Here is a 12,399-nt window from a genome sequence, read left to right as displayed (position 1 = left end):
CTCGCACCGGGACGAAAGGACTGTAGTCCCGGCGGCCGAACGTGACGGCAGATGGCGGAAATCAACCCGTTCGAGAGCCTCCAGGAGCAGATCGACGACGCGGCCGCCTATCTCGACGTCGCACCCGACGTGATCGACCGGCTCAAACGCCCCGAGCGAACCCTGTCGGCGACGCTCTCGGTCGAGATGGACGGCGGCGATGTCGAGCAGTTCCCGGCCTACCGGGTCCAGTTCAACGGCGACCGCGGCCCGTACAAGGGTGGCATTCGTTACCACCCGAACGTCTCCGAAGACGAGGTGACGGCGCTCGCGGGGTGGATGGTGTACAAATGCGCCGTCGTCGACATCCCGTACGGCGGCGCGAAAGGCGGCATCGCGTTCGATCCGCGGGAGTACTCCGCGAGCGAGGTCGAGCGCATCACGCGGGCGTTCGCGACGGAACTCCGCCCGATCATCGGCGAGGACCGCGACATCCCCGCACCCGACGTGAACACCGGCCAGCGGGAGATGAACTGGATCAAAGACACCTACGAGACGCTGGAGCGAACGACCGAACCCGGCGCAGTCACCGGGAAGGCACCCTCCTCCGGCGGGAGCGCGGGCCGCGTCGAGGCCACCGGCCGGTCGACGATGCTCACCGCCCGCGAGGCGTTCGACTATCTAGGTCGGGGCATCGAGGACGCGACCGTCGCCGTCCAGGGCTACGGCAACGCCGGGTCGGTCGCCGCCGAACTCCTCGACGACGTGGAGGCGACGGTGGTCGCCGTCAGCGACTCGCAGGGGGGGATCTACGACGCCGACGGCCTCGACACGAGCGCGGTCAAAGCGCACAAACGCGAGACGGGGTCGGTCGTCGGCTACCCCGACGCGGGGAGAGAGTTGTCGAACGAGGACCTGCTCACGCTCGACGTGGATCTGCTGGTGCCCGCGGCCTTGGAGAACGCCGTCGACGCCGATATCGCCCGCGACGTGCAGGCAGACGTCATCGTCGAAGCGGCGAACGGGCCGCTGACGCCCGACGCCGACGACGTGCTCACCGAGCGCGACGTCTACGTCTTCCCCGACATCCTCGCGAACGCGGGCGGCGTGACCGTCTCCTACTTCGAGTGGGTGCAGAACCGCCAGCGGTTCGCCTGGACCGAACAGCGGGTCAACGACGAACTCGAACGCATCGTCACGGACGCCTTCGACCGCCTGGTCGACGCCTACGAGGCGCACGACGTGCCGAACGTCCGGACCGCGGCGTACGTCGTCGCCATCGAGCGGGTGGCCGACGCGGCCGACGACCGGGGCGTCTGGCCCTAATCGTTCCCGGGGGATTCAAGGCGTCGCGGGTGGCTCACACACGTAATGTTGCAGGACCACCTCATCAGCGCGGGCCACCTCTCGCGGGCCGACATCGAGGCGGTACTCGACCGCGCGGCGGCCATCGACGGCGATCCCTCCATCGTCGAGGGACGGCACGCCGGACGCGTGCTCGCGCTCTGCTTTTTCGAACCGAGCACGCGGACGAAGATGAGTTTCGAGGCGGCGATGAAGCGTCTCGGCGGCGACACCGTCGACATGGGATCGGTCGAGTCCTCGTCGGTCAAGAAAGGCGAAAGCCTCGCGGACACGATGCGCGTCATCGAGGGCTACGCCGACGCCATCGTGCTCCGGCATCCGAGCGAGGGGTCGGCGAAACTCGCCTCGGAGTTCGTCGAGGTGCCCCTCGTGAACGCGGGCGACGGCGCCGGGCAGCATCCCAGCCAGACCCTCCTCGACCTCTACACCATCCGAGAGAACGCCGGCCTCGACGACATCACAATCGGAATCATGGGCGACCTGAAATACGGTCGCACCGTCCACTCGCTGGCCCAGGCGCTGACCAACTTCGACGTGCGCCAGCATTTCATCAGTCCGGAGAGCCTGCGCCTGCCGCGGAACGTCCGGTACGACCTCCACGAGGCCGGCGGGAAAGTGCGTGAACACACCGACCTGGACGACGTGTTGCCCGAACTCGACGTGCTCTATGTCACCCGGATTCAGCGCGAACGCTTCCCCGAGGAACGCGAATACCGCGCCGTCGCCGGCGAATACCGCATCGACAACGACGTGCTCGCGGACGCCAGCGACGACCTGACCGTCATGCACCCGCTCCCCCGCGTCGACGAGATCGCGCCCGAAGTCGACGAGACGGCGCGCGCGAAATACTTCGAGCAGGCACACAACGGCGTGCCGGTCCGGATGGCCCTCCTCGACAACCTCCTGGGTGACCGATCATGAACGACAGAGAACTCCGCGTGAGCAAGATCCGCAACGGAACCGTCATCGACCACGTCACCGCCGGGCAGGCGCTGAACGTCCTCGCCATCCTCGGCATCGACGGCAGCGGTGGCGAGAGCGTCAGCATCGGGATGAACGTCCCCAGCGACAAACTGGGACGGAAGGACGTGGTGAAAGTCGAGGGGCGCGAACTCAGCCAGTCCGAGGTGGACGTCCTCTCGCTGATCGCCCCCGAGGCGACGATCAACATCATCCGCGACTTCGAGGTAATCGAGAAAAACCGGGTCGAACGCACCGAATCGGTGACCGGCATCCTCGTCTGCCCGAATCACGACTGCATCACGAACGCCGACGAACCCGTCCAGACCGCGTTCGAGGTGCTCGAAGAAGGCGTTCGCTGTTCGTACTGCGGCACCATCGTCCGCGAGGACGACGTGGCCGAACACATCGACGTGGGCCGATCGGGCGAAACCGCTTTGTGACCGGTGGTCCAATGGACGCCCATGTCCGGAAAGACGAAGTTCATTCTGGTGATGGCACTGATCGCAATCGGCTACGTCCTGCTTTCGGGCGATAAGAACCCGGTCGAAGTCGACGTCGAAGAGTAATCCGTCTCGCTCGCCGCGGAGGCGAGCGAATCACTTATAGCCGACAGTATTACCCGCCGCGCTCGCCTGGCCAGGGACATGTACGGGGTCGTCACGCGCAACGCCGAGGAACTGGAGTGGGACGCTTTCGACCGCGGCTTCTACGAGGTGAAAGACGTGACTGGGCGGGCGTCGGCCCCGCTCTCGGCCGGCGTCAACATGGTGTCGGCCTTCGGCGACAACGCCGCCGTCGGCGACGACCCCGACCTCGCGGCCGTCGACAGCGAGGGCCGCCCGGCGACCCGCGATCGTCCGTACTTCGACTGGTCGTCCGTCTGTCCGACCCACGACCGCTACCGCGAGGGACTGCTCGAAATCGTCGACGACTGCGTCGCCGAGTCGCCACACCTCCGCCTCGACGACGTTGGCTTTCCCCGCGACGGCTACTGCCGGTGTGAGCGGTGTGACCGCCGATTCGCCGAGAGCGCACACGACGACCGCGAGGACTGGCGGGCTGCGGTGGTGACGGACTTCGTCACCGCCGTACGCGACCGGGTGCCCGGCGACCTCTATCTCACCCTCTATCCCGATCCTTACCCCGGCCACCTGCGCTCCCGGAGCGGCGTCGATGTCGAGGCGCTCGCACCGCTCGTCGAGGAGTTCGTCGTCCCGCTGTACGACACGGCCTACGGGACGACCTACTGGCTGGAGACCATTGCGAAGGGGTTCGAGAGTCGTCTCGAAGCCACGGGCGCCCGGTTCGCGGTCGAACTGTACGCCGTCGATGTCGACGTCGACGCCCTGATCGGCGCCACGGCTGTCGCGGAGGCGTCCGCCGACGCCGTCTACTTCGGCTACGACGCGAGCAACGCCGCGGCGGCGATCCGTCGGCGCCGGGCCGACAGTCGCGAGGGCGTCACCCACGGCGACGCCGGCGAGTGACACGTGACCCCCTACAGCGGGCCGTACGAGAGCGCCCAGATAACGACGAACCCGAGACAGAACACGAGCACCGCGAACAGGGCAAGGACGTAGAGCAGACGGCCGGTCGTCATAGCCGCCGTTCGGACCGGATTCTCATATAGTTGCCTTTGTAAGTCGGAGCACACCTGACCGCACGCACCCCGGCGATCAGGTGTGCAAACCGTTCCAAACGCAACTATTGCTCCAACAGTCGGTCGAACACGTGATCGAAGGCGTCGCCCGCGATTCCGGGCACCGTGGGGACGGCGACCGATCCGTCGTCGACGGGCACCGGGTCGTCGATCAGATCGGCCGCGAGCGCATCCCCGGTCGCCAGCCCGCAGGGGCGAACGTCGGGGATGGCGGCGGCGACGTGGACCGCCGCCGTCCGCGCCGGCGCCGCGTCGACGGTAGTCGTCACGACGGGGGCGACGCCCGCCCGCTCGGCGGCCCGTGCCGCCGAGAGCGCCCGCGCGGGGCCACCGAGCGCCATCGGCTTCAACACGAGGATGTCCGCCGCGGCGGCCTCGAAGACCGCGTCGGTCGACGCGACAGTGAGTGTCTCGTCCAGCGCGATGTCGACGCCGCGGCCCCGGAGCGCGGTGTGGCCGGACAGATCCGACGCGGGCAAGGGCTGTTCGAGATACGCCAGGTCGAGGGGCGCGAGCGCGTCGATCGCTTCGGTCGCCGTCTCGCGGTCCCACGCCCCGTTGGCGTCGGCACGGAGAGCGATGTCCGGTCCGACGGCGTCTCGCACCGCCCGGAGACGCGCCACGTCGCGTTCGAGGGCGCCGACGCCGACTTTCATCTTCAGGCAGTCGAACCCGGCGTCGACCGCTTCGATGGCCGCCTCGACGGTCGCTTCGGCGTCGGCGTCGCCGACCGTCGCGTTCACCGGGACCGCCGACGCCGGCGACGCGGCCAGCAGGTCGGCGAGGGGTGGTCCCCGGTGTCGCCCCCGCGCGTCGAGCACTGCCAGTTCGACGGCGTGCCGGGCGGCGGGGGCGTCGGCGAGCGGGTCGGTGATGGCGGCGGGCGCGTCGTTGAGCGGGTCGGTGGCGTCGCTCTCGGTGCCGAGCGATCGGAGTATCTCGTCGACGTTCTCGACCCCGGTGACGGCGTCGAGCGCCGTCCGGCACGCCGCGAGCGACTCCGTCCAGTCGGGGAGCGGCGTCGCCTCGCCGACGCCGACGACTTCCCCTTCGCGCTCAACGCCGAGCAGGACCCCCTCGCGCTCCCGAATCGGCCCGTGAGCGGTCGAGAGCGGTCGCGCCAGGTCGAGCGAGAACGCGTGGCGGTGCATTACAATCCCACGGCGAGGCCGATACCGAACAGCGCGGCGTACGCCGCGAGCAGTTTCCCGGTGCGTTCGAGCGCGGGATTGAGCGCCTCGCCCGACGTCCGGGTGCAGACGGTGCGCGCGACGGCGACGGCCAGCGGGAGCGTCAGCAGTGGAAGTAGGACGATGGGTGAGGCGGGGCCGATCAGCCACAGTGCGGGTGGCACGAGGTAAGCCAGCGCGAGGAGCGCGACGTACTGGACGCGACTCCAGCGGTAGCCGAGGCGGACCGCCAGCGTGCGCTTGCCCGCGCGGGCGTCCGTCTCCAGGTCACGAATGTTGTTCACGACGAGGATGTTTGTCGACAGAGCGGCGATCGGGAGGCTAGCCACGAACGCGACCGGTGGCAACGTCCCCGGCGGAATCGCGAGCGGCAGCGGATCGGCGAAGACGGCCGCCGCCTGCACGTAGTAGGTGCCGGTGACGGCGACGACGCCGAAAAAGACGAAGACGAAGAGGTCGCCGAGACCGTGGTAGCCGAGCGGATAGGGACCGCCCGTGTAGGCGAGTCCGGCGGCGACCGAAACGAGGCCGACGATCAGGATGGGGAGGCCACCGACATAGACCAGTCCCGTCCCGACGAGGATGGCCGCAGCGAACGTGAGGTAGGTGGCGCGCTTGACCGATTCGGCGGGGATCAGCCCCGACTGCGTGACGCGGGTGAATCCCTCGCGCTCGTCGGTGTCGGCGCCTTTCACGGCGTCGTAGTAGTCGTTGGCGAAGTTGGTGCCGATCTGAATCAGGGCGGCGCCGAGCAGCGCCGCGACCGCCGCGGGGAGGTGGATGACACCCTCGCCGACGGCGAGACCGGTGCCGACGACGACGGGCGCGGCCGCCGCGGGGAGCGTCTGTGGCCGCGCGGCCATCAGCCACGCGCGCGAGCGACTGATCTCTGCCTGTGCGCTCATCGTCTACCGGTCCGAACGCCAGCGGCGTAAAGACTGCCGCTTCGGGTCGGGGACCTACCACCAGAACGCGAACAGCAGTCGGAACGTCGCGTACGCGCCGATGGTCGAGAGCAGCGGCACCACGTTCTGCATCAGGACGACTCGCCCCGTCGTCTCGGGGTTGAACAGTTCGGCGGCGCTCGGCGTCTCGTCCGGGTCCTCTTCGCCGATGTCGGGCGCCTCCTCACCGGGTTCGTCGGCCGTCAGCGCGCCGACCGAGACGTTGGGTTTCGCCTCGCCGCGCATCCCTTCGGAGACGGTGATCGCCCGCGTCGCTCGCCCCCATCCCAGGCCCACGATGGACATGGTGGCGATGATGACGAACGAGGCGGGGATGCCGATGGCCGAGAGGGCGATGACGATGCCGGAGGAGATGACGGCGACGACGATGGCCGCCGTCAGCGGGAGGTCAGTGATATCGTTGCCGAGCGTATCGAGCGTCCGCCGGGCGATGGTGAGCGCGCCGATGGCCACCGAGCCACAGCCGAGCAGGATCAGGAGGTTCATGTCGACGCCGGCGCCGTACAGCGGCGCGATGGCATTGGCGATGTTCGACGTGCCCGAGGAGAAGGCCATCAGACAGCCGATGGCGATGACGACCGTCGCGCCGACGACCTCCCGCGGCGTCGTGTCGGGGCCGAGTCCGACGGAGGGGATCGTCCCCGACCGGTCGACCTCGAGTAACGACCCGGCGGACCCCTCGATGGCCACCCAGCGGTTGATCGTCGGGTAGAAATACCGCCCGACGACGCCGGAGACCCAGAAGCCGACGAGCGGGGCGACGATCCACCAGACTGCGATTTCGCCCATGACGGCCCAGTTGAGTTCGCCCGCCGCGAGCGCGAGCCCCGCGATGGCGCCGACGGCCGTCATCGATGTCGACGCCGGCACGCCGGCGTAGTTGCCGATGAACAGCGCGCCGCCGATGAAAAAGAGGACGACGATGCTGGATTCGATCGTGAACACGCCGGGGTCGGTCACCAGTTCCCGGCCCAGCGTGTCGACGACCCGCCGACCGATGGTCCACGCACCGATGAAGAAAAACACCGACATGAGCGCGCCGGCGAGGAGTTTCGAGATGACGTTCGCGCCCACGGCGGGGCCGAACGCCGGTCCGGTGTTCGAACCGCCGATGTTGAACCCGACGAAAAGCGAGACGGCGAACCCGACGAGAAGGAGCGCGCCGATCATACTGTCACGGACCCTCCCGTAGCGTTCGAAATCACGACTCGTCCTCCTCCTTTTCGCCTTTCGTCATCGCGTCGATCTGATCCGCCCGAGGGCGGCGATCGACGCGTTCGTTCACCTGCTCCAGTTTGTCGATGATGTCGTTCACTTCCTCGGAGATGGTCCGCTCGACGTTCTCCGTGACCTCCGCTTTGACCGTCTCCTCGACTTTCTCGGTCACCTCTTCGGTCACCTCCTCGGTGACGGTCTGTTCGACGCTCTCCGTGACCTCCTCGGTGACTTCCTCTGCGAGCGTCTCCTCGACTTTCTCGGTCACCTCTTCGGTCACCTCTTCGGACATCCACTGCGGGTCGAACCGTGCCATCTTCCAGACGACGTGAATCACGTACGAGACGATCGCACCGATACCGAACGCGACGCCGGCACCGGTGCCGACGAGCAGGATGAGCGCCGCCGCGAGAAGGATAACCACGCCGTACGCCAAGTCGACCAGAAAATCAACACGATTCGGATTCATCAGTCACCACGTACGGCAAATTTGTCGCGCGCACATATATACCGTCGGCTATCGTCCTGTGATCGCCGGCGTTCTCTCCCCGCCTCTGAACGTCGCGGCCGCCCGTCTCGATGGCCGCCGAGACCCCTCAGTAATGCCAGGGCACGTCCGAGAAGTCCGGCTCCCGCCCTTCGAGGAAGGCGTCTCGTCCCTCGCTTGCCTCGTCGGTCATGTACGCGAGTCGCGTCGCCTCGCCCGCGAACATCTGCTGGCCGACCATGCCGTCGTCCGCGAGGTTGAACGCGTATTTCAGCATCCGCATCGCCGTCGGACTCTTCGCGGTCATCGTCTCGGCCCACTCCAGCGCCACCGCCTCCAACTCCTCGTGGGGCACCGACTCGTTCACCATCCCCATCTCCGCGGCCTCGTCGGCGTCGTAGGTCTTGCCGAGGAAGAATATCTCGCGGGCTTTCTTCTGCCCCACCTGCCGGGCGAGGTAGGCGGAGCCGAACCCGGCGTCGAAGGAGGCCACGTCGGGGTCGGTCTGGAGGAACTTCGCGTGTTCCTCGCTCGCGAGCGTGAGGTCACAGATGACGTGGAGGGAGTGCCCGCCGCCGACGGCCCACCCCGGCACGACGGCGACGACGGGTTTCGGCATGAACCGAATCATGCGCTGGACTTCGAGGATGTGGAGGCGGCCGACCGTCGGCGTCTCCGTGTCGAGTTCCGCGTCACCCGTCTCGGCGCCGTCCGCGTCGTCCTCGTCGCCCTCGTACTCGTAGCCCGACTCCCCGCGAATCGCCTGGTCGCCGCCCGCGGAGAACGCCCACCCGCCGTCTTTCGGCGACGGGCCGTTACCGGTGAGGAGGATACAGCCGATGTCGGACTGCTGACGGGCGTGATCCAGCGCCGCGTAGAGTTCGTCGACGGTGCGGGGGCGGAAGGCGTTGCGCACCTTCGGCCGGTCGATGGCGATGCGGACGGCGGGAACGTCGTCCGCGCGGTGGTAGGTCACGTCCTGAAAATCGTCGGTGACGGCAGTCCAGCGGTCGGCGTCGAAGAGGTCAGAAACCATACGTCGAGACGGGGACGGCGCGCGCAAAAAGATGTTCGTGCGATCAGCGCGCGTCGAGCCACCGGGCGACCGGTCCAATGGGGCTGGTAATCCACGCGACGACGAACACCGTCACCGCGACGATGACGCCAAGGAGGATGTTCGCGACGATTACGATCGAATACCCGAGGACAAGAAGGGAGACGGCTCCCGCCGCCGTGATCCGCGCCTGGCTCATGTCGTCGAGCGGACTCCCGGGCGAGACGCGGTCGACCAGCCACGCGACGAGATAGACGACGGCCGCGAGGAAGACGCCGAGCAGGACGTGGGTGGCGATGACGACGGCGTAGCCGAGGACGGCGACTGCGAGGGCGATACTGACCGTCCGCCAGGTCATGTCGATGGAGGGCATCGCTCCTGACTGTCGACGCCGGGTACCTAAATCCGGTCTTCCAGTTCCGAAACCGTCTCCTCGACCAACCGCTCGCGGGTGCGCTGGCTCGCCTCGGCGTCCGTCCGCACCTCGATGACATCGGTGCCGTCGCTCGCGACGGACTCGGCGTAGGCGTCGCGGAACCCCTCCCGGTCATCGACGGCAGTGTACCCCAGGTCGTAGAGGTCGGTCGTCGGTTCGAACTCGAGGCCGTGGGGCGTCTTGAACGACTCGCTGAAGGGGGGGTCGAACGACTCGATGGGGAGGCGATGGAAGATGCCGCCGCCGTCGTTGTTGACGCAGACGATGGTCGCCTCGACGCCGCAGCGAAGCGCCGACAGCAGACCGTTGCTGTCGTGGTAGTAGGCCAGGTCGCCGACGACGAGCGTCAGGTGGTCCGTGGTGGCGCTGCCGGCGCCGAGGGCGGTGGAGACGACGCCGTCGATGCCCGACGCGCCGCGGTTCCCGAGGACGGTGTAGCCCGCGGCCTGGGGTTCGGCGTACCGGTCGGCGTCGCGGACGGGCGTCGAGTTCGACACCACGAGCGTCGCGGGTTCGGGCGCGAGGTCGGTCACGTCGGCGAGGACGGCCCCCTCGAAGTAGCCGCCCGATTCGTCGGTCGTCACGTCGCCTGCGACATCCTGATGGGTGCGCTCGGCCGTCTCCCATCGGCCGCGCCAGTCGGGGTCGCCGGCGCCACCGACGAGTTCGGCGAGGCGCGCCGTCAGGCGCGACGGGTCCGCGACGACGAGGTCGGTCGCCCGGAACTCGGCCTCGCGCCACGCGCCCGCGGGGTCGACGACGAACTGCCGCGCGCCGGTGCGAGCGAGGTAGTTGCGCAGGCGCTTCGAGGTGGGCGAGGCGCCGAGGCGGAGGACGGTGTCGGGGGCGGGCCAGTCCGCCGTCACGCGCGAATCGAGATAGCCGTCGTAGCCGCCACACGTCGTCGTGACGCGGGTGTGCCCGCCGAACCGGAGGCCGGAGAGCGGATCGGCGAGGATGGGGAAACCGGTGGCGTGAGCGAGCGCGGTGACCGCTTCGGGGTCGACGCCCGGCGGGTCCGCGGGACCGGCGACGATAAGACCGCGCTCGACCGCCAGCGCGTCGACGAGCGGGGTGAGGTCGCTCCGGTCGAGCTGTGGCGTCCCCGCCGTCGTCGAGACGAACGGACGGTCGTCGTCGCGGCCGGCCGCGGCGAGGGTATCGAGGTCGGCGGGCACGTCGCCGGCGACGGGCGTCGGTTCCAGGGGCTTGCGGAACGGGCAGTTGAGATGGACCGGTCCCGAGGGGGTCCCCGTGGCCTCCGCGAGCGCACGGGCGACGGTCGTCCGCAGGCTCCGAAGTTTGCGCGCGTCGGCCTCGGGTTCGGGCAGGTCCTTATACCACCGGACGGCGTCGCCGTAGAGCTTCTCCTGATCGACGGTCTGGTTGGCGCCGCTGTCCCGGAGTTCCGGAGGGCGGTCGGCCGTGAGGAGAAGGAGTGGGACCCGACCCTCGTCGGCCTCGACGACGGCGGGATGGTAGTTCGCGGCCGCCGTGCCCGAGGTGCAGACGAGCGGCGTCACGTCGCCGGTCCGGCGCGCGCGGCCGAGGGCGAAGTAGGCCGCCGAGCGCTCGTCGAGGACGGAGTGCACGGTCAGGTCGTCGTGTTCGTCGACGGCGGTGACGAGCGGCGTCGAGCGACTGCCGGGCGAGACGACGACGTTCTCGACGCCCGCGCGGACGAGTTCGTCGACCAGCGCCCGCCCCCAGAGGACGTTTCGGTTGGGTGCGCTCATTCTAGTTCGTCCAGGATCGGCCGGTATTTGAGTTGCACTTCGTCCCACTCGCGGTCGGGGTCGGAGTCGGCGACGACGCCGACGCCGGCGAACAGCGTGACGTCCGTATCGCGGGCGAGCGCCGACCGGATGGCGACGGCGAAGGAGCCGTTGCCGGCGGCGTCGACCCAGCCCACGGGCGCTGCGTACCAGCCACGGTCGAACGGCTCCGTCTCGCGGATGGTCGCCAGCGCGCGCTCGGGCGGCAGCCCGCCGACGGCGGGCGTCGGATGCAGCGCCTCCACCAGGTCGAGGACGTGCGTGTCGCTGTCGAGCGTCGCGGTGATGGGCGTAAAGAGGTGTTGGACGGTCTCCAGGCGGCGGACGCGGCGCTGGCCCGCGGTGATGGAGGAGGCAAAGGGCGCCAGTTGATCGCGGATGGTCTCCGCGACGAGTTCGTGTTCGTGGACGTTCTTCTCGTCGGCGAGCAGTTCCTCGGCCAGCCAGTCGTCTTCGGCGGGCGTGTCGCCCCGCCCGGTCGTGCCCGCGAGCGCCCCCGTCGTGACGGTCCGGCCCTGTCGCCGGACCAGTCGCTCGGGCGTGGCGCCGAAGAAACTCGGGCGGTTCGCGTCGTCCTCTGCCGTCGGCTCCACCAGGAATCGGTAGCAGTCGGGGTAGGTCTCTCCGAGACGGTGGAGGACGTCCGGCACCGACAGCGGGCGGTCGAGCGATACGTCGAGCGCCTGGGCGAGGACGACCTTCTGCAGATCGCCGGCGCGGATGCGTTCGATGGCGGCCTCGACGGACTCGCGCCACGCCGACCGCGGGGTCGTGCGCGTCCGCGAGACGATCGCGGGAGACGTGTCCGAGCCTTCATCAGTCAGCGATTCGAGACGGTCCCGCTCGTCGGCGAGGCGGGTTTCGACGGCGGCCGGCGACGCCTCGGGGTCGAAGGCGTTGACCGTCAGCCACGTCCCGCGGTCGGTGTCGGTCACCTGAACGCGCGGGAGGACAAAGCGCGCGCCGGGAAAGTCGGCCCACGTCCCGCCGTCGCTCCTCTCGTCGTGGAAGGCGAAGCCACCGAACAGGCGGGGGCAGGCGGCCTCGGTACCGGCGTGGACGTCGCCGGCGCGCAACACCCGGTCGATCCCCTCGCGGACGGCGGCGAACCGGTCGTCGCCGTCGGCAGCGATGGTCGCAGCGGCGCCGCCGCCGACGACCGTCGCCTCGTCGGGGCCGGTCCAGAACGTACGCGGGGCCGGTATGGCGTCGAGGGCGGCACGGAGCGACGGAACCGACGCCCGAACCGACCGGCTGACGAGGCGCGTTCCCGCCTCGTCGCTTCGCGGGACACCCATTATAAACCCGTG

The 12,399-nt window shown here is 69.0% G+C and carries 12 protein-coding genes; 4 read left to right on the top strand and 8 right to left on the bottom strand.

Going from position 1 to position 12,399, the window contains the following annotated elements:
- Positions 1–51: 51 nt before the first annotated feature.
- The 4 genes from MXB53_RS09210 to MXB53_RS09195 all read left to right on the top strand — a co-directional run bounded on the left by MXB53_RS09210 (position 52) and on the right by MXB53_RS09195 (position 3,794).
- On the top strand, positions 52–1,305 hold the full coding sequence (locus MXB53_RS09210) for a Glu/Leu/Phe/Val family dehydrogenase (RefSeq protein WP_248897085.1): 1,254 nt from the start codon (positions 52–54) through the stop codon (positions 1,303–1,305).
- Positions 1,306–1,350: 45 nt separating this feature from the next.
- Positions 1,351–2,265 carry an aspartate carbamoyltransferase gene (pyrB, locus tag MXB53_RS09205; protein WP_248897084.1) on the top strand — a complete coding sequence of 305 codons (915 nt, stop codon included), beginning with the start codon at positions 1,351–1,353 and terminating at the stop codon, positions 2,263–2,265.
- A complete protein-coding gene (gene pyrI / locus MXB53_RS09200) occupies positions 2,262–2,747 on the top strand; it encodes an aspartate carbamoyltransferase regulatory subunit (protein WP_248897083.1) in 486 nt (161 codons plus the stop codon). Before pyrB ends, pyrI begins: the two co-directional genes overlap by 4 nt.
- A gap of 204 nt (positions 2,748–2,951) precedes the next feature.
- Positions 2,952–3,794, top strand: coding sequence for a hypothetical protein (locus MXB53_RS09195; protein ID WP_248897082.1), 843 nt, complete (start codon positions 2,952–2,954; stop codon positions 3,792–3,794).
- A 217-nt stretch (positions 3,795–4,011) separates the two neighbouring features.
- Here the strand turns inward: MXB53_RS09195 and MXB53_RS09190 are convergent, their stop codons facing one another.
- The 8 genes from MXB53_RS09190 to MXB53_RS09155 all read right to left on the bottom strand — a co-directional run bounded on the left by MXB53_RS09190 (position 4,012) and on the right by MXB53_RS09155 (position 12,387).
- Complete coding sequence (locus MXB53_RS09190) at positions 4,012–5,118, bottom strand: mandelate racemase/muconate lactonizing enzyme family protein (protein ID WP_248897081.1); 1,107 nt, start codon at positions 5,116–5,118, stop codon at positions 4,012–4,014.
- Positions 5,118–6,062, bottom strand: a complete 945-nt coding sequence (locus MXB53_RS09185; protein WP_248897080.1) for a 1,4-dihydroxy-2-naphthoate polyprenyltransferase — start codon at positions 6,060–6,062, stop codon at positions 5,118–5,120. The genes MXB53_RS09190 and MXB53_RS09185 overlap by 1 nt, the downstream gene beginning before the upstream one ends.
- A gap of 54 nt (positions 6,063–6,116) precedes the next feature.
- Complete coding sequence (locus MXB53_RS09180; RefSeq protein WP_248897079.1) at positions 6,117–7,292, bottom strand: inorganic phosphate transporter; 1,176 nt, start codon at positions 7,290–7,292, stop codon at positions 6,117–6,119.
- Between the two features lie 31 nt (positions 7,293–7,323).
- On the bottom strand, positions 7,324–7,806 hold the full coding sequence (locus MXB53_RS09175) for a hypothetical protein (protein WP_248897078.1): 483 nt from the start codon (positions 7,804–7,806) through the stop codon (positions 7,324–7,326).
- 127 nt (positions 7,807–7,933) lie between these two features.
- Positions 7,934–8,860, bottom strand: coding sequence for a 1,4-dihydroxy-2-naphthoyl-CoA synthase (locus MXB53_RS09170; protein WP_248897077.1), 927 nt, complete (start codon positions 8,858–8,860; stop codon positions 7,934–7,936).
- A gap of 43 nt (positions 8,861–8,903) precedes the next feature.
- Positions 8,904–9,251 carry a DUF8066 domain-containing protein gene (locus MXB53_RS09165; RefSeq protein ID WP_248897076.1) on the bottom strand — a complete coding sequence of 116 codons (348 nt, stop codon included), beginning with the start codon at positions 9,249–9,251 and terminating at the stop codon, positions 8,904–8,906.
- A 26-nt stretch (positions 9,252–9,277) separates the two neighbouring features.
- Positions 9,278–11,050, bottom strand: a complete 1,773-nt coding sequence (gene menD / locus MXB53_RS09160) for a 2-succinyl-5-enolpyruvyl-6-hydroxy-3-cyclohexene-1-carboxylic-acid synthase (protein ID WP_248897075.1) — start codon at positions 11,048–11,050, stop codon at positions 9,278–9,280.
- Complete coding sequence (locus MXB53_RS09155; RefSeq protein WP_248897074.1) at positions 11,047–12,387, bottom strand: isochorismate synthase; 1,341 nt, start codon at positions 12,385–12,387, stop codon at positions 11,047–11,049. The genes menD and MXB53_RS09155 overlap by 4 nt, the downstream gene beginning before the upstream one ends.
- Between the last annotated feature and the right edge of the window lie 12 nt (positions 12,388–12,399).

It is taken from the genome of Haloplanus sp. XH21 (genome assembly GCF_023276355.1).
GTDB lineage: Archaea > Halobacteriota > Halobacteria > Halobacteriales > Haloferacaceae > Haloplanus > Haloplanus halobius.
This window is presented reverse-complemented; position numbering and strand designations above follow the sequence as displayed.